Genomic DNA, 17,991 nt, shown 5'->3' on the forward strand with positions numbered 1-17,991 from the left:
TCCATTGGTAATGAATTTTATCTACCCTCAAAATGCTACAAAAGCGCAAAATCAGTAACAAAGTGAAAATAGATATTTCAAAATGTAAATATCAGGGAACTTTTTTCGTGTGCTTTTCGCTATAAAATAAAAAAAGCCAACTTTCGTTGGCTTTTCATAGGATTGGTTTTTCGCTTATTTATTGATCTGATTCATTAGAAACTTGCGTTTCTTGGTGTCCGTGGGAATGGGATAACATCACGAACGTTGGATACGCCAGTAACATAAGCTACCAGACGTTCGAAGCCCAAACCGAAACCAGCATGAGGAACGGTGCCGTAACGACGCAAATCACGATACCACCAGTAATCTTCTTTATTCAGCCCCATTTCTTCCATACGTTGATCCAGCATATCCAGACGCTCTTCACGCTGAGAACCACCGATGATTTCACCAATGCCTGGAGCTAACACGTCCATTGCCGCAACGGTTTTGCCATCTTCGTTCATGCGCATATAGAAGGCTTTAATGTCTTTTGGATAGTTTTTCATGATCACTGGCGCGTTGAAATGTTTTTCTGCCAGATAACGCTCATGCTCTGATGCCAAATCCACGCCCCAGAAAACAGGGTTTTCAAATTCCTGACCACAATTTTCCAGAATTTCTATCGCATCGGTGTAGTCCAACTGAACGAAATCTGAATCAACAAATTTTTCCAGACGAGTGATAACTTCGCTGTCAACTCGTTCTGCAAAGAAGGCCAGATCATCAGCACGTTCATCTAATGCGGCTTTGAAAACATATTTCAGCATGTCTTCAGAGAGTTTGGCAATATCATTCAGATCGGCAAAAGCCACTTCTGGTTCAACCATCCAAAACTCTGCCAAATGACGGCTGGTATTGGAGTTTTCTGCACGGAAAGTGGGTCCGAAGGTATAGATTTTGCTCAATGCACAAGCATAAGCTTCGCCGTTTAACTGACCGGATACAGTAAGGAAAGCTTCACGGCCGAAGAAATCCTGGCTGAAATCCACTGTGCCTTTATCTGTGCGTGGCAAGTTTTGCAAATCCAAAGTGGAAACGCGGAACATTTCGCCAGCACCTTCTGTATCTGATGCGGTGATCAGTGGAGAGGATACCCAGAAGAAGCCTTTTTCATGGAAGAAACGATGCAGGGCTTGGGCCAGAGTATGGCGAACACGGGCAACTGCGCCGATTAAATTGGTACGTGGGCGAAGATGGGCCACTTCACGCAGGTATTCAATACTGTGGCGTTTAGCTGCCATTGGGTAAGTATCAGGATCATCAACCATGCCAACAACAACGACTTTAGTGGCCTGCAATTCAAAATCCTGGCCCTTACCTTGGGATTCCACCACTGTACCGGTGATTTCGACAGAACAGCCCGTGGTTAAATGTAATATTTCATCCTGATAATTAGGTAAATTATTATTAACGACAGCCTGTAATGGATTAAAGCAGGAACCGTCATAGACGGCGAGGAACGAGATACCAGCTTTAGAATCTCTCCTTGTACGTATCCAACCGCGAACGGTGACTTCGTTGCCAACCGGAACCCGGCCTTGCAGTACATCGACTACAGGCGCTACGCTCATAAATTTCTCTCTTTTTTATATAATAGGTTAATAACTAGATAGATTTACCAAATACTCCCTTAATCAGGGAGCAGATCGTCTATCTTACTTGTCATCTCTCAGGAAACAAGAGGAAATTGCGGGTCTTAATGGGGAAACAGGGGGAAAAGTTATTTTTTTATTTGCGTAACCCGCATAAAGCCGGTTACGCAAAAGATAATTAGACAGGTTATGCCGTTTTTCTATACCACTTTCTCTATATAGGGAATGTCGAATGCCCGACGTAACCTATTGACAAACTCGTCATCTTCACAGATGGTTTTTCCGGGGCTATCCGAAAGTTTTGCCACGGGTTTACCATTGCATTCGACCAATTTGATAACAATATTCAGTGGCTTTATGCCCGGAATATTACAAGTCAGTCGTGTGCCAATGCCGAAAACAACATTAATTCTCTTATGGAAATGGTGATACAGCGCCAGTGCTTTTTGCAGATCCAAACTGTCAGAGAACACCAATGTTTTCGTCATTGGATCAATACCCAGTGATTGGTAATGTGTTATGGCTTTTTCACCCCATTCAATTGGATCACCTGAGTCATGACGCAGGCCCTGGTAAGCTGTTGCTAATGGTTTGTCAAAATCTCGCAGAAAAGCATCCATGGTAATACAGTCAGTCAGGGCGATACCTAACTGGTTTGGATACTCATTCAGCCAGGTTTGTAGTGCTGCTCTTTGGCTATTGGCAAGTTCCGGGCTAATTTGTTGGTGGGCCTGAAACCATTCATGGGCTTGTGTGCCGAGAGGCGGAAGATCAAGCTGTTCTGCCAGTTGATAATTACTGGTTCCAATCAAATAAGGGAAGCTATTTTTCAGCTCATTGATAATGGCATATTGCACTGCGTGTGAAAAACGGCGGCGAGTACCAAAATCCATTAATTTAAAACCGGATAGATCGATATTTTTTTCCGCAGCGTCTTTGTAAAACAGTTCTATCAGTTTTCTCAGCTGAATAACGGCATCTTCCGGCATTATTTCAGGTGAGTGATGACGATGAACCAATTCGCTGATCAGGGCAAGCAGAGGCACTTCCCACAAGATAACTTCGTGCCATAAACCGGAAATGCGGATGGCTAATTGCCCATCATGGGTAACAGAAACTTCGACTTGTTTAGGATTAAAGCGGAATGTTTTGCACCAGTTCAGGTAATCCTCTTTGAAGAACGGAAGGCGAGAAAGGTAATCGACTTCGTGTTCTGTCAATGCTAAGTCTGCCATCATGTCAATTTGATGACGTAATGGCTCGGCGTATTCTCCGAGCAGTTCATCACCACGGCAACGAAATTCTGCAACAACAGGAATATTGTTGTAATGGTGGTACACTGCTTGTTGCATGTGAAACTTATAGGCATCAGTATCAAGCAGTGATTTGATAATCGGGGTAGCGTCTAAAGTCATGGCGCGTCAGGCATCCTCGCGGAGCATATTCGTGTCAGCTAAATCGATAAAGTCGGGAGAGTATACCGTGATTATTGGGTTATTGAAGCCATATAGCTAGATATATTTCCCCGAATCTAAAGATTAAGGTTAATCCGTTTATAGATAATATCATGTTAAATGAGATATGAGATGACAATTAGCACGAAAGTACTAATATGCTGACCACATCATTTATACTTTTATTTAATAAGTTATTAACATCCAAAAAAAGAGACTTATTGATTGAAAGGAAGATTTCTCTATGGCAGCGTTGATGTTTTTAAAAATAATGGAAAAGGTTCTCTATGACACAACAGCGACTTGTTAAACACCGTCTGGATTATAAAGCACCAGATTACACAATTACCAACATTGATCTTGATTTTGATCTGGATACTGAAAAAACAACGGTGACGGCAATCAGTCAGGTAAAACGTCAGGCTAATGACATTACCCCACTGGTTTTGGATGGCGAAAATCTCACGTTAAAAGGCATCTATATAGATGATAAAGCGTGGGAGCATTATCAGGAACAGGATGGAAAGTTGCTGATTGAACAACTTCCAGCCCAGTTTACCCTGAAAATTGTGAATGAAATTCACCCGGCAGCAAATACAGCACTTGAGGGACTGTATGTGTCTGGCGATGCCTTGTGTACCCAGTGTGAGGCAGAGGGATTTCGTCACATCACGTATTATTTGGATCGCCCAGATGTTCTGGCTTGTTTTACAACTCGCATTACTGCGGATAAATCCAGATACCCATACCTGCTTTCCAATGGTAACCGTATTGAACAAGGGGAGCGGGAAGATGGGCGTCATTGGGTAAAATGGCAAGACCCGTTCCCCAAACCTGCTTACTTGTTCGCATTGGTTGCGGGGGATTTTGATGTCCTGCGTGACACATTTGTGACCCGCAGTGGCCGTGAGGTTGCACTGGAGCTGTTTGTTGATCGGGGCAACTTGGATCGTGCTGATTGGGCCATGACATCGTTGAAAAACTCAATGAAATGGGATGAAACCCGCTTTGGTCTGGAGTATGACCTTGATATCTATATGATCGTTGCCGTTGATTTTTTCAATATGGGGGCGATGGAGAACAAGGGATTGAATATCTTCAATTCCAAATATGTCCTGGCAAAAACAGAAACAGCGACTGACGAAGACTATCTCGCCATTGAAGCTGTGATCGGACATGAATATTTCCATAACTGGACCGGAAACCGCATTACCTGTCGTGACTGGTTCCAGTTAAGCCTGAAAGAAGGGCTGACAGTATTCCGTGATCAGGAATTCAGTTCTGATCTGGGTTCACGTTCGGTTAACCGTATCAAGAATGTGCGTGTTATGCGTTCTGCACAATTTGCCGAAGATGCCGGTCCCATGGCTCACCCTATCCGTCCTGATCAGGTGATGGAAATGAATAACTTCTATACGTTGACCGTCTATGAAAAAGGCGCGGAAGTGATTCGTATGATCCACACTTTATTAGGTGAAGAACAATTTCAGGCGGGTATGCAGCTTTATATCCACCGCCATGATGGTAGCGCTGCGACCTGTGATGATTTTGTACAGGCAATGGAAGATGCTTCAAACGTCGATTTAACCCTTTTCCGCCGCTGGTATAGCCAATCAGGGACACCTGTGCTGACTGTCCGTGACGAATACGATGCAGAAAAGCAACAATATATTTTGCATGTCAGTCAAATGACATCACCAACGGCAGATCAGCAAGAGAAACAACCGCTGCACATTCCTCTGGATATTGAGCTTTATGATGAACAAGGAAAAGTGATCCCGCTGCGTCGTAATGGTCAGCCTGTGCATCATGTTTTGAATGTTATTAATGCAGAACAATCATTTGTCTTTGATGAAGTTCCATCACGGCCTGTTCCTTCTTTATTGCGTGAGTTTTCTGCACCAGTGAAATTGGATTATCTATACAGTGATGAGCAGCTTTCATTTTTAATGAAACATGCGCGTAATGAGTTCTCCCGTTGGGATGCGGCACAGGCATTGCTAACCAACTATGTGAAGCTGAATGTTGCCCGTCACCAAAAATCCCTGCCACTGGAATTGCCAATGCATGTCATTGATGCTTTCCGTGCTGTATTGCTGGATAAAGATATCGATCCGGCTCTGGCTGCATTGATCTTGACTCTGCCGTCTGAAAATGAAATGGCAGAACTGTTTATGGTGGTAGATCCGAAAGCTATCCATGATGTCATTCGTGCCATGACAAAGGCACTGGCTAATGAAATGGCGGATGAGTTTTCTGCGGTTTATCACAGTCTCCAGACAGGCGTATACCGCGTAGAGCATAAGGATATTGCGAAACGTGACTTACGTAATACCAGCCTCTACTATCTGGCCTTTATTGATACCAAAGAGTTGGCAGATAAATTAGTGGCGGCACAATATTATCACGCTGATAACATGACTGACAGTATCGCTGCTTTATCTGCGGCTGTATCTGCTGAATTGCCTTGCAGTTATCAATTAATGGATGAATTTGATCAGCGTTGGCATCAGGATGGCTTGGTTATGGATAAATGGTTCAGGCTGCAAGCAACCAATCCAGCCTTCGATGTGCTTGAGAAAGTGCGTGGCTTGATGAAACATCGTTCTTTCAGCTTGAGTAATCCAAACCGTGTTTATTCACTGTTGAGAATATTCTTTAGCAAAAATGCCGTGGCTTTCCATGCTGAAGATGGTAGTGGTTATCAATTCTTGGTGGAAGTGCTAACCGAACTGAATAGCCTAAATCCGCAAGTAGCATCACATTTGATTGATCCATTGATTCGTCTGAAACGTTACGATGAGAAACGTCAGGCTTTGATGCGTGCGGCACTGGAACAGTTGAAAGGAATAGAGAACTTATCTGGTGACCTGTTCGAAAAGATTACCAAGGCGCTTGAAAGTTAATATGTAACATATTCTTCGGTTATTGTCGGAGATGAGATCGCTAACAAACCCCGTTGTTGTTTTAAACGGGGTTTGTTTTTGCCTGCTTATAGAGAGGGCTTTTTTGTTTACTCATATAATGGTAAATTAGCCCTCTCTTCCTGCTACAATAGCGCAGCAATTATATATGTATGAGATTGCGTATAATTCAAAATGTATAACTGACAATTCTCACGTAAAGACAATCATAAAGAACAATAGGTTAATTTAAATGTATTACTCTCTAGTACGGAAGGCGTTGTTCCAGCTTGATCCTGAACAGGCACATGAGCTGACTTTCCGCCAACTAAAACGTGTTGCCGGTACTCCTTTCGAATTTCTTATCCGCCAATCAGTTGCCACTAAGCCCGTTACTTGCATGGGGTTGTCTTTTAAAAATCCACTGGGTTTAGCCGCTGGTCTTGATAAAAACGGTGATTGCATTGATGCATTTGGCGCGATGGGCTTTGGGTTTGTTGAAGTTGGTACAGTAACACCGCGCCCGCAAGCTGGAAATGATAAGCCAAGATTATTCCGTGTGGTTGAAGCGGAAGGGATCATCAACCGAATGGGGTTTAATAACCTTGGGGTAGATAATCTGGTTGAGAATGTTAAACGCGCAAAATATGACGGGATTATCGGGATAAATATCGGCAAAAATAAAGATACTCCGGTCGAAAATGGAAAAGATGATTATTTAATTTGCATGGATAAAGTTTACCCTCATGCAGGTTATATCACTATCAATATTTCTTCTCCTAATACGCCTGGCTTGAGGACATTACAGTACGGAGAAGCTCTGGATGATCTCTTGTCTGCGATTAAAAATAAGCAAAGTGAACTTCAGCAAAAGTTCCAAAAATATGTTCCTGTTGCTGTTAAAATCTCTCCCGATCTTTCAGAAGAAGAATTAATAAAAATTGCTGATAGTTTAATGCGTCATCATATTGATGGAGTTATTGCAACAAATACCACATTGGATAGAAAGATTATCGAAGGCTTGAATCACTGTCAGCAGGTAGGGGGATTGAGTGGGCGCCCTGTGCAATTGCGCAGCACAGAGATTATCCGTCGCCTTTCGCAAGAATTAAAAGGCGAAATACCGATTATTGGTGTAGGGGGAATTGATTCACTTGTTGCAGCCAGGGAAAAAATAGAAGCAGGTGCTTCATTAATTCAGATATATTCCGGTTTTATCTATAAAGGACCAAAACTCATCAAAGATATTGTTAATCATATCTGAATATTTGCTGCAATTTGGGGGTAGGGGTTTATTTCTGCCCTCAACTCGTCTATATTTTGTCTTATAGATTAAATTTTATCATTTATTTTTTAATTTCTTATTTCGCTGGCAATGCTTATTTTAACCAAAAAAGCTATTTTGAGCATAAAAGGGTAATCAATGAAAATTAGACCTGATGATCAGTGGCGCTGGTATTTTGATCCTGAGCATAGCCGTGTCATGCTCGATCTCGCTAATGGCATGGTTTTTCGTTCCTGTTTCCCTGCCAGGATGTTGACTGATTACGCCGTTACAATGGAGGAAATGTCATTCTCAGTCGATGATGCCGCGCTTTTTTACACTTTTGAAGAACATTTACGTCGTATCGATAAGATGGCTCCTGCGTTTAGAGCTGAATTGGCTTTGAATGGGGTGGTTGCGTTACGTTTTATGAAACCACAAATGCCTAAGAGTTGGTATTTCTCCCATTTTTCTTTGATAGAGAAACCAGAACACGGCGAAATTATTCAGCTTAAATTACAGGATAGCGGTACTGAAGCGCTGTTTATGGTCGCAGAAGTTGGTCACAATGCCAGCTTGTGTCTATTGGCACAGCAAAAGTTAGAGATGCACGATCGTGTTATGAATTTTTGTGATCCCATTAAGGTCATGAATGATCGCATCATGCCCTATGCCGAGCCAATTCAATCATCAATATATGATAGGGCAATTTAGTGCCATTAGGCTGCTAGGTTCATAATATTATTAACCTAAACAAATTACTTCTATCAGCATTATTGAACGCCCTTTATCATTCACATTAAGATATATTTATAGCGTCAATCAATGGCATGTTTTTTCCGTAATATATTGCCTGCTTAAAAGCTCAGTAATAAAAATCAGACAGCTAGCTTATTTATACTGCCTGATTTAAATACAAATGCTATCGTTATCTATTATTAATGTTTATCTTAGTTCGATGACTAAATCATTTTGAGGTATACAGCTACATGCCAGAATTTTTCCATTATCCTTAATGGAAGTCGATTTTAGTGGCAATACATCCCCTTTAATCAGGGCTATCTTACAGGAGCCACAAATTCCGGCACGGCATGAATAGGGAATTTGAATACCTTGATCTTCGAGTTGTTCTAAAATAATTTGCTGATTATTGCCAATAAAACGTTGTCCATTGAATTCAATAGCAACGGACTGTTGAGCGTCTTCTTTTATAGGCAAATCGACCGCTTGTTCACCACTACCATATTCGCGTGGTGTTCTCTTTTCCAAAATGGTGACACGATCCCCAACTCGAATAATGCCGCTATTACGGGCAATGGCATTCTGCCCAAAATCAACCGCACCATTTTCTTTGGCTGTTCTGAAAGACTGTAGTGTAGCCAGTGGCTCACTTTGCGGATTTTTGCGGCCTTTTTCCGGGCTGACTGTTGTCAAAATACAGCGACTGCATGGTTTTGGCAGATCAAAAACAATATCGCCGATTTGGATGGTTTGCCAGCTATCTTCTTCAAAAGGGGTTGCACCTGTGACAATGATATTGGCACGGAATTGCTCTATTTTAATGCTGGCGGGACAGCGTTGTTGCAAGGCATGAAAAGAGGCTTCATTGATAATTAAATAGGGAAAACCGTCTGCGAATGATAAAGAAATATCGGGGAATTTTTTAACCCGTCGTGTTAGTTCCTCACTGAGCCAACGTAATTGTACAGGTTTATCAAAAAAGTCACTGAGCCAACTATTCACCCTCTCAGGAGCGACTAACGCGGTAAAATGATTTCCCCAAACTTCGGTGGAGAAACGCTCCTCTTTAAAATCATCGTAAAGTACAGTGGCGCTTTCTCCGTTTGGTGCCTGCAAGTACAGACCATTATGGAGCATCGTTGGAGTAAATAGCAGCATTTGCGGATATTGGCGGGCAGTAATAAAAGTACCGTCTGTTGTGGTGATCATAAAATTGCGGTCAAACATCAGGCCACTTTCATTGACGAGAGAATGAGAGAGTTGTAATCCACGCATGGATTTGACGGGGTAGGTATAGAGGCGCGACAGAGTTAACATCCATTATCTCCCAAATATTTTTATCTTTGCCAAAGCATTTTTATCTTTAATTGTGTCAGCAACTTTAGGACATGTCGAAGGTATTGGCTATAATGTGCCACAATTTTTTTGGTGGTGAACTTTTTGTGATGATTAATAAGATGAACTCTCTCTTTGCCAGCACGGCACGTGGACTGGAAGAACTGTTAAAGAACGAACTGGAAATCCTGGGAGCGCAATCCTGTAGGATTGCCCAAGGCGGGGTTCATTTTCAGGGCGATGATCGGATGATGTATAAAAGTTTGCTGTGGAGCAGACTGGCATCCCGTATCATGATGCCGCTTAACGAATTTAAAGTTTATAGTGATTTGGATCTGTATCTTGGTATCCAGTCCATTGACTGGAGCGAGATTTTCTCAGTTGATAGTACGTTCTCTGTGCATTTCAGTGGCACGAATGAGGAGATCAGAAATACACAATATGGCGCATTGAAAGTAAAAGACGCTATTGTCGATAGTTTTATGCGCAAAATAAAACAACGTCCTGATGTTGCTAAACAACAACCTGATGTCCGTATCCATGTTTTCCTGAATAAAGAGAAAGCAACCGTATCACTCGATTTGAGTGGAGATAGCCTGCATATCCGTGGCTATCGTGATCTGGCCGGACAGGCACCACTGAAAGAGAACCTTGCCGCAGCGATTATCTTACGTTCTGGCTGGAATGCAGGAACGCCAATGGTTGATCCAATGTGTGGTTCAGGAACGTTGCTGATAGAAGCGGCCATGATGGCAGCAGATTGCGCCCCCGGTTTGCATCGTAAGCATTGGGGATTCACATCATGGTTGCAATTCAATGAAACAATCTGGCGTGAAGTGACTACAGAAGCACAGGTCCGTTTCCGTAAGGGGTTACAGGAAACGACTTCCCGCTTTTTTGGAATAGATATTGATCGTCGTGTAATGGATATGGCACGTTCAAATGCACGTAGGGCAGGGGTGTCCCAATTGATCCAGTTCCAGCAGGGAGATGCCAGCAAACTGGAAAATCCCCTGCCGGAAGGGCCAGAGGGAACGGTATTAAGCAACCCACCTTATGGAGAACGTCTTGAAAGTGAACCTGCACTGATTGCATTGCACAGTGTATTTGGTCGTGTGATGAAAGTCCGCTTCCCTGGCTGGCGTTTATCAGTGTTCAGTGCTTCGCCAGAATTGTTGGGGTGTTTGCAATTACGCGCAGAGCGTGAGTTTAAGGTTAAAAATGGCCCTCTGGATTGTATCCAAAAGAATTATTTTATCCAGAAAAATGAACAGCTAGCGGATAAACCTCAGTCATTGGATATAGGTATTGCTGAGGATTATGCTAACCGTTTGCGTAAAAATGAGAAAAAAATCAGCAAATGGGCCAAACAGCAAGGTATTGATTGCTACCGTTTATATGATGCAGATTTACCTGAATACAATGTTGCTGTTGATCGCTATGCCGATAAAATCATTGTACAAGAATACGCCCCGCCGAAATCTGTGGATGCCAATAAAGCCCGTCAACGCCTGTTTGATGTTATCAGTGCAACAATGAATGTGCTTGGCTTATCATCCAACCAACTGATCTTGAAAACTCGCCAACGTCAGAAAGGCAAAAGTCAGTATGAAAAAATGGCCGAGAAGAAAGAATTCTTTTTGGTCAACGAATATGGTGCAAAATTCTGGGTGAATTTGACCGATTATTTGGATACGGGGTTATTCCTTGATCACCGTATTGCCCGCAAAAAATTGGGTGAAATGAGCCGAGGCAAGGATTTTCTTAACTTATTTGCCTATACCGGTTCGGCGACAGTTCATGCAGGATTGGGTGGTGCGCGTTCGACAACCACGGTAGATATGTCTCGCACTTATCTTGAATGGGCAGAGCAAAATTTACAGGCGAATGGCTTAACCGGGCGTCAGCACCGTTTGATTCAGGCTGATTGTCTGGGATGGTTAGCTCAGACCTGTGAACAATTCGATGTCATTTTTATTGATCCGCCAACATTCTCTAACTCTAAGCGAATGGAAAACACTTTTGACGTTCAGCGTGATCACATCGAATTAATGAAACAATTAAAACGTCTGTTACGTCCGGGTGGAACCTTAATGTTCTCCAATAATAAACGGGGTTTTAAGATGGATTTTGCTGAATTAAATAAGCTAGGTCTGGTTGCAACCGAAATAACAGAAAAGACTTTATCTCAGGATTTTACCCGTAACCGTCAGATCCATAACTGCTGGTTGCTGCATCACGTTGGCGAGGACAAATAACATTATGTCATTGATTAGTTTATCCGGTGCTTGGTTATCATTCAGTGATGCACCGCTGTTGGATAATGCTGAACTGCATATTGAAGAAAACGAAAGAGTCTGTTTGGTTGGGCGTAATGGTGCGGGAAAATCCACATTGTTGCGCGTGTTGGCAAAAGAACAACCCTTAGATGATGGCTTGGTTATTTATGAACAAGACGTGATTGTTGCGCGCTTACAGCAAGATCCTCCCCGTGACATAGAAGGTACGGTATTTGATTTTGTTGCGGAAGGAGTAAAAGAGCAGTCTGAATACATCAAAGCGTTCCATCATGTTTCGCGTTTGGTAGAAACCGATCCTAGCGAGAAAAATCTCAACCATCTGGCTGAGTTGCAGGAAGTGCTGGATATCCGTGGCCTATGGTCATTGGATAGCCGGATTAGCGACGTATTAAAACAACTCTCCTTGCCAGCAGAAGCGAAACTCTCTTCATTGTCTGGTGGTTGGTTGCGTAAGGCGGCATTGGGCAGGGCGCTGGTTTGCTCGCCAAAAGTGCTGTTTCTTGATGAACCAACCAACCATCTTGATATTGATGCTATTGAATGGTTGGAAAATTTCCTGAAAGACTTTAATGGCAGCCTTGTATTCATTTCCCATGACCGATCATTCATTCGCAACATGGCGACACGTATTGTTGATCTGGATCGCGGAAAGCTAACCTCATGGCCGGGAAATTACGATAAATATCTTGAAGGAAAAGAAGAGGCGCTGCGGGTTGAAGAGTTGCAGAATGCCGAATTTGACAAAAAACTGGCGCAGGAAGAAGTTTGGATCCGCCAGGGGATTAAAGCACGGCGTACCCGTAATGAAGGTCGGGTAAGGGCATTGAAAGCATTACGTGTAGAACGTGCTGAACGCCGCAATGTTATGGGAACAGCGAGAATGCAGGTCGAAGAAGCGACACGTTCCGGTAAGATTGTCTTTGAAATGGAAAATGTGAATTACCAGATTGGTGATAAAACATTGGTCAAAAATTTTTCGGCTCAAGTCCAACGTGGCGACAAAATTGCGTTAGTGGGACCAAACGGCTGCGGTAAAACGACATTATTGAAGTTAATGTTAGGCGATTTGTCAGCAGACAATGGGCACATTCATTGTGGTACCAAACTTGAAGTGGCTTATTTTGATCAGCATCGTGCCGCGCTGGATCCTGATAAGACCGTTATGGATAACCTCGCTGAAGGTAAGCAGGAAGTTATAGTCAATGGACGTTCCCGCCATGTGTTGAGTTATTTGCAGGATTTCCTTTTCCATCCTAAACGCGCGATGACCCCTGTGCGAGCGTTGTCTGGTGGTGAGCGCAATCGCCTGTTGCTGGCCCGTCTATTCTTGAAACCAAGCAACTTGCTTATTCTTGATGAACCGACCAATGACCTTGATGTTGAAACATTGGAGTTACTTGAAGAATTAGTTGATAGCTATACCGGAACCGTGATTTTGGTCAGCCATGATCGCCAATTTGTTGATAATTCAGTCACTGAATGCTGGATTTTTGAAGGCAAGGGTGAAATCAACAATTATGCGGGGGGATATTATGATGCCCAGCAGCAACAGGCTCAAACAGTTTCCCTGCGTCAAGCTTCGGAGAAAAAGGTTAGTGCTGAAAACAAGGCGGTTAAGCCGAAACAATCACCTAAACGAACAAACAATAAGATAAGTTACCATTTACTGCGTGAATTAGAACAACTACCATTATTATTAGAGAAATTAGAAGAAGAGATCAATAAATTGCAATCTCAGGTCAGTGACCCGGAATTCTTCAATCAATCACATGAAATTACGCAAAATGTTCTGAATGAACTGGCAAATAAAGAGCAAGAATTGGAAAAAGCGTTTGATCGCTGGCAGGAATTGGAAATGATGAAAAATGGATAATAGCTGCCGCATAAAAGAAACTTGTGGGTTTTGCTAAAGGAGAAACACTTTGTGTTCCAATAACCACCAGCATGACAAGCTGGTTCTTTGTCCCCAGTGTGACATGCTGGTTCTTTGTCCCCAGTGTGACATGCTGGTGGCTGTGCCTGATTTGGAACAAGGGAAAAAAGCGGTTTGTCCACGGTGCCATGCGTTACTGACAGCAAAGTGGAGAGAGCCGCGTAATCAACCAACAGGTTATGCATTAAGCGCGTTAATCATGCTTTTTCTCGCTTGCCTGTTTCCTTTTGTTAGCATGAGTGTGGCGGGGGTTGTGAGTGAAATAAAGTTGACTCAGATCCCCAAGGTGATGTTCAACGAAGACTATTCCAGCATGGCTGCGCTTTTTTTGATCTTCGTTCAGCTTGTGCCGACATTTTGTATGATTGCCATCATCATCTTATGTCAGAACGCCAAAATGGCGCGCCGCTTGAAAATAGAGTTGGCGCGCATTCTGTTTAAGATGAAAACATGGTGCATGGCAGAAATCTTCCTTGCGGGCGTGTTGGTCAGCTTTGTTAAATTGATGGCACATGGTGAAATCAGCATTGGCCTGAGTTTTTTCCCTTACTGCTTGTTTTGTCTGTTTCAGGTCAGGGCATTTCAGTGTCTTGACAGGCATTGGTTTTGGAATGAAATTGCGCCGGCACCTAAAGTTTGCCCGACCTTGCAGGCTGGAAAACCTGGCCTGGTGCAAGGTGTCAGGCTTTGCCAGAGTTGTACCGCCATCTTGCCCGCCCAACAATCTCGGTGCCCCCGATGCCATACAAAGGGGGACGCGCGCCGCCGCAATAGCCTCCAGCGCACAATGGCACTACTGATAACATCAGCCATACTTTATATTCCAGCGAATATTTTGCCTATCATGGTGACCCAGGCACTGGGACAGCAACTTAATTCCACCATTCTGGAAGGTATTATTTTGCTTTGGGGCTCTGGCTCATATCCTGTTGCAATGGTTATTTTTATTGCCAGTATCATGATACCTTTATTGAAAATGCTGGCTATTGGCTGGTTATGCTGGGATGCAAAAAGTCAAACGAGCCATGATTCCGAAAAGATGCATTTTATTTATGAAATGGTGGAGTTTGTTGGGCGTTGGTCAATGATTGATGTATTCGTTATTGCTGTCCTATCCGCGCTGGTTCGCATGGGACAACTGATGAGTATTTATCCTGCCCTGGGAGCAGTCCTGTTTGCCTTGGTTGTTATTTTGACGATGTTTGCATCAATCATGTTCGATCCGCGTTTAACCTGGGACAAAGCCAATCGTAAATTTGAGCTACATAAGAATGAGGAGTTGTAAGGTGACGGATAAAGAAGAAGATCTGACTCAGGCCAGAATTCGTAAACTTAAGAGTTGGTCACCGGTATGGATCGTACCAATTATCACCGTACTGATTGGGGCTTGGATACTGTTTTATCATTTCAGTCATCAGGGGCCAGAAGTCACATTGATTACTTCTAATGCTGAAGGTATTGAGGCAGGTAAAACTAAAATTAAAAGCCGCAGCGTTGACGTGGGTGTTGTCGAAAACGTGTCTTTGAGCGAAAACCTGGGGCAAGTTATCATTAAAGCCCGTCTAAATGATGGGATGAGTCGCTTGCTACGCACAGATACTGCTTTCTGGGTTGTGAAACCTCAGATTGGCCGTGAAGGAGTTTCTGGTCTAAGTACATTACTGTCCGGTGTTTTTATCGAATTACAACCCGGCACACTAGGAGGAGAAGAAAACCGCTTTTCATTGCTTGATGCCCCACCGCTTGCTTCCCCTGATGCAAAAGGCATTCGTCTGATTTTGACCAGTGAAAAAGCAGGACGATTAACTCCCGGAGATCCAGTGCTATTTCGGGGATATCGTGTGGGTTCAGTTGAGGCCAGTACCTTTGATCCAACATCCCGATTGGTTCGTTACCAAATTTTCGTTAAATCACCTTATGATGCTTTACTGACTACGAATGTCAGATTCTGGAAAGACAGTGGTGTCACATTTGATATGTCATCACAAGGTATACGGGTTGAAGTTACTTCATTATCGACTTTGTTTGGCGGGGGCGTTAGTTTTGATGTACCAAAAGGTTGGGAATTGGGTAATTCAGTGAAGGAAAAAGAGGTCTTTAAACTCTACGATAGCGAAAAAAGTATCCAAAACGCGCTGTATACAGAGCATACAGACTTTTTACTGTTTTTCTCTGATTCTGTTCGTGGCTTACAGCCGGGAGCGCCTGTCGAATTCCGTGGTATTCGAGTAGGGACGGTAGCAAGAGTTCCTTTTTATAGTGAAGATATTAAGCAGCGCATCGACAATGACTTCCGTATTCCTATATTGATTCATGTAGAGCCTGGGCGATTCGTGAAAGAGTTAGGTAATGGATTCAACACAGACAAAGAATTGAAGGAAACTATTACCAAGGGGTTGAGAGCTACTTTGAAACCAGGCAATTTACTTACAGGTGCGTTGTTTATTGATCTGGACTTTTTCACTCATGAGAAACCCTGGAAAGGCCCATATGAAATCGCGGGTTATAAGACTTTGCCTACAGTAAGTAGTGGCTTGGCGCAAATTCAACAAAAAGTCACTACGGTGCTGGATAAGATCAACAATATGCCGATTGAACCGGTGCTTGTTCAGGCAACACAGACGCTTAAAGAAAGTCAAAAAGCAATCAAAACAGCGCAGAAAACAATGGATGAATTAAATCGCGTTCTGGCGAGTAAGGAAGCACAGGAACTGCCTAAAGATATACAAAATACATTACATGAGTTGAACCGCAGTATGCAGGGGATCCAGCCAGGCTCACCAGCTTATAGTAAGCTGATGGATAATATGCAACAGTTGGAGCAGGTATTACGTGAATTACAACCTGTTTTGAAGACTCTCAATAACAAGAGTAATGCATTGGTATTTGAAGCTGAAGCGATAAAAGATCCTGAACCCAAAAAGGCGCCTAACTGATGAAAAAATTGATTTCAAAATTGGCATTTTTTATTTCCGCCAGTGTGTTTATTGTTGGAACTGGGCTTATTGCGGGATGCAGCGATAGCCAGTCATCAAAAACATATTATCAGTTACCGGTCTTAGCTAACCGGGTATTGCAGGAAGGTAAATTGGGCGCTAAACATGAACGGCAGTTGTGGATAAAAAGGGTTAACCTTTCTGACTACCTTGCCGCTCCAGGAATTGTGTATCAGACGGGGGAGGTGAGCTATATCAGTGCATCGAACCATTTATGGGCTAGCCCATTGCAGCAACAGTTACAACAAGTATTGATTTCAGAACTGAGTGCAGCATTTCCACATCGTTTGGTTTCCCAGCAGGAATTAGAAAAAGATGCAGACGCTCTGGATATCACAATAACTGCTTTTCACGGGCGCTATGATGGTCAGGTATTGATTGAAGGCTATTGGCTATTGTCTAACTCAGACAGAGTGATTAGGCGGCCATTCAGCCTTAAGTTGAAACAGGAAAAAGATGGCTACACTGAATTAGTGCTTACTTTAGCTGAGGGGTATAGCCAGTTAGTCAAATCCATTGCCAGGCAACTCTCTTTGCAACGTTAACCGAGTATGCATAAGAACCAATCGGATAAAAACGATCATTGTTTTATTTTCATAGTAACAAGTGAGGAAGTAAGGCATGAAAAGACAGAAAAGAGACCGTTTAGCAAGAGCACTTTCCAGAGGCTATTATGCAGGCATTTTGGGACGGTCACGGGAACATTGTCCTTATCATTCATTGGATGCTCGTTCGTATTGGTTAGGGGGATGGCGCCAAGCACAAGAAGATCGTGTGTGAGTTAATCAAAAAGGCGAAACACCTCCGCAGTAGCGGAGGTGCTCAGCATTGGAGACAGAGAGGCTATAATAAAAGTTGATTAAAAGGCACTAGTATCCTTAAACAAGCCTACTTTCAAATCAGTCGCAGTATAAATCAGTTTGCCATCTACCAGAACTTCACCATCAGCCAGACCCATAATTAATTTGCGATTAATGACACGCTTGAAATTAATGCGATAGGTCACTTTTTGGGCTGTTGGTAATACCTGACCAGTAAATTTGACTTCCCCAACGCCAAGTGCACGGCCTTTACCTTCTCCACCGATCCAGCCCAGGAAGAAACCGACAAGCTGCCACATGGCATCAAGGCCGAGGCAGCCGGGCATGACAGGATCATTGACAAAATGACAATCGAAAAACCACAACTCAGGGTTGATATCGAGTTCAGCCTCGATATACCCCTTATCGTAAATACCGCCGGTTTCTGTCATTTTCGTGACGCGATCCATCATCAGCATATTGCCAGAAGGCAGCGGTGGCCCATTTTCACCAAACAATTTACCTTGCCCAGAGGCTTGAAGTTCTTCTTTCGTGTAGGACTCTTGTTTTTTAAACATATTCTCAGATAGCCTTATAATCGTGTAGGGCTAGAGAATAGCGTACACTTGTACGCCCAACAACTCCGATC

Annotated in this window: 13 protein-coding genes; 9 read left to right on the top strand and 4 right to left on the bottom strand. The window is 43.1% G+C overall.

What is annotated here, in order from left to right; all coding sequences use genetic code 11:
- Positions 1-194 precede the first annotated feature (194 nt).
- A complete protein-coding gene (gene asnS, locus Xets_RS07845; RefSeq protein WP_099133290.1) occupies positions 195-1,595 on the bottom strand; it encodes an asparagine--tRNA ligase in 1,401 nt (466 codons plus the stop codon).
- A gap of 221 nt (positions 1,596-1,816) precedes the next feature.
- Positions 1,817-3,031, bottom strand: a complete 1,215-nt coding sequence (gene pncB, locus Xets_RS07850) for a nicotinate phosphoribosyltransferase (protein WP_099133292.1) — start codon at positions 3,029-3,031, stop codon at positions 1,817-1,819.
- A gap of 326 nt (positions 3,032-3,357) precedes the next feature.
- Here pncB and pepN point away from each other — a divergent pair, with 326 nt between their 5' ends.
- From pepN to Xets_RS07865, 3 genes are all read left to right on the top strand, one after another.
- Positions 3,358-5,976 (top strand): aminopeptidase N, encoded by a 2,619-nt coding sequence (gene pepN, locus Xets_RS07855; RefSeq protein ID WP_099133294.1) that lies wholly within the window; start codon positions 3,358-3,360, stop codon positions 5,974-5,976.
- A 250-nt stretch (positions 5,977-6,226) separates the two neighbouring features.
- Positions 6,227-7,237, top strand: a complete 1,011-nt coding sequence (gene pyrD / locus Xets_RS07860; protein WP_099133295.1) for a quinone-dependent dihydroorotate dehydrogenase — start codon at positions 6,227-6,229, stop codon at positions 7,235-7,237.
- 159 nt (positions 7,238-7,396) lie between these two features.
- Entirely contained in the window at positions 7,397-7,951 is a 555-nt protein-coding gene (locus Xets_RS07865) for a cell division protein ZapC (protein WP_099133297.1), read from the top strand.
- A gap of 231 nt (positions 7,952-8,182) precedes the next feature.
- Here the strand turns inward: Xets_RS07865 and Xets_RS07870 are convergent, their stop codons facing one another.
- Positions 8,183-9,295 carry a YcbX family protein gene (locus Xets_RS07870; RefSeq protein WP_187651403.1) on the bottom strand — a complete coding sequence of 371 codons (1,113 nt, stop codon included), beginning with the start codon at positions 9,293-9,295 and terminating at the stop codon, positions 8,183-8,185.
- 140 nt (positions 9,296-9,435) lie between these two features.
- Here Xets_RS07870 and rlmKL point away from each other — a divergent pair, with 140 nt between their 5' ends.
- The 6 genes from rlmKL to rmf all read left to right on the top strand — a co-directional run bounded on the left by rlmKL (position 9,436) and on the right by rmf (position 17,322).
- The gene (rlmKL, locus tag Xets_RS07875; protein WP_187651423.1) at positions 9,436-11,571 is read left to right on the top strand and encodes a bifunctional 23S rRNA (guanine(2069)-N(7))-methyltransferase RlmK/23S rRNA (guanine(2445)-N(2))-methyltransferase RlmL; all 2,136 of its coding nucleotides are present in this window, start codon (positions 9,436-9,438) and stop codon (positions 11,569-11,571) included.
- A gap of 4 nt (positions 11,572-11,575) precedes the next feature.
- Positions 11,576-13,486, top strand: a complete 1,911-nt coding sequence (locus Xets_RS07880) for an ABC transporter ATP-binding protein (protein WP_187651404.1) — start codon at positions 11,576-11,578, stop codon at positions 13,484-13,486.
- Between the two features lie 103 nt (positions 13,487-13,589).
- Complete coding sequence (pqiA, locus tag Xets_RS07885) at positions 13,590-14,831, top strand: membrane integrity-associated transporter subunit PqiA (RefSeq protein WP_187651424.1); 1,242 nt, start codon at positions 13,590-13,592, stop codon at positions 14,829-14,831.
- A gap of 1 nt (position 14,832) precedes the next feature.
- A complete protein-coding gene (pqiB, locus tag Xets_RS07890; RefSeq protein WP_099133304.1) occupies positions 14,833-16,482 on the top strand; it encodes an intermembrane transport protein PqiB in 1,650 nt (549 codons plus the stop codon).
- Positions 16,482-17,087 (top strand): membrane integrity-associated transporter subunit PqiC, encoded by a 606-nt coding sequence (gene pqiC, locus Xets_RS07895; protein ID WP_099133305.1) that lies wholly within the window; start codon positions 16,482-16,484, stop codon positions 17,085-17,087. Before pqiB ends, pqiC begins: the two co-directional genes overlap by 1 nt.
- Positions 17,088-17,163: 76 nt before the next feature.
- Positions 17,164-17,322 carry a ribosome modulation factor gene (gene rmf / locus Xets_RS07900; protein WP_099133307.1) on the top strand — a complete coding sequence of 53 codons (159 nt, stop codon included), beginning with the start codon at positions 17,164-17,166 and terminating at the stop codon, positions 17,320-17,322.
- 79 nt (positions 17,323-17,401) lie between these two features.
- Here the strand turns inward: rmf and fabA are convergent, their stop codons facing one another.
- Positions 17,402-17,920 (bottom strand): bifunctional 3-hydroxydecanoyl-ACP dehydratase/trans-2-decenoyl-ACP isomerase, encoded by a 519-nt coding sequence (gene fabA / locus Xets_RS07905; RefSeq protein WP_099133309.1) that lies wholly within the window; start codon positions 17,918-17,920, stop codon positions 17,402-17,404.
- Positions 17,921-17,991 lie beyond the last annotated feature (71 nt).

This window comes from Xenorhabdus sp. TS4 (assembly GCF_014467265.1).
In the GTDB taxonomy this organism is placed as follows: domain Bacteria; phylum Pseudomonadota; class Gammaproteobacteria; order Enterobacterales; family Enterobacteriaceae; genus Xenorhabdus; species Xenorhabdus ehlersii.

Bases quoted from the DNA above. Each gene is read 5' to 3' on its own strand.
- asnS (WP_099133290.1), bottom strand. From the start codon at position 1,595: ATGAGCGTAGCGCCTGTAGTCGATGTACTGCAAGGCCGGGTTCCGGTT.
- pncB (WP_099133292.1), bottom strand. From the start codon at position 3,031: ATGACTTTAGACGCTACCCCGATTATCAAATCACTGCTTGATACTGAT.
- pepN (WP_099133294.1), top strand. From the start codon at position 3,358: ATGACACAACAGCGACTTGTTAAACACCGTCTGGATTATAAAGCACCA.
- pyrD (WP_099133295.1), top strand. From the start codon at position 6,227: ATGTATTACTCTCTAGTACGGAAGGCGTTGTTCCAGCTTGATCCTGAA.
- Xets_RS07865 (WP_099133297.1), top strand. From the start codon at position 7,397: ATGAAAATTAGACCTGATGATCAGTGGCGCTGGTATTTTGATCCTGAG.
- Xets_RS07870 (WP_187651403.1), bottom strand. From the start codon at position 9,295: ATGTTAACTCTGTCGCGCCTCTATACCTACCCCGTCAAATCCATGCGT.
- rlmKL (WP_187651423.1), top strand. From the start codon at position 9,436: ATGAACTCTCTCTTTGCCAGCACGGCACGTGGACTGGAAGAACTGTTA.
- Xets_RS07880 (WP_187651404.1), top strand. From the start codon at position 11,576: ATGTCATTGATTAGTTTATCCGGTGCTTGGTTATCATTCAGTGATGCA.
- pqiA (WP_187651424.1), top strand. From the start codon at position 13,590: ATGCTGGTTCTTTGTCCCCAGTGTGACATGCTGGTGGCTGTGCCTGAT.
- pqiC (WP_099133305.1), top strand. From the start codon at position 16,482: ATGAAAAAATTGATTTCAAAATTGGCATTTTTTATTTCCGCCAGTGTG.
- rmf (WP_099133307.1), top strand. From the start codon at position 17,164: ATGAAAAGACAGAAAAGAGACCGTTTAGCAAGAGCACTTTCCAGAGGC.
- fabA (WP_099133309.1), bottom strand. From the start codon at position 17,920: ATGTTTAAAAAACAAGAGTCCTACACGAAAGAAGAACTTCAAGCCTCT.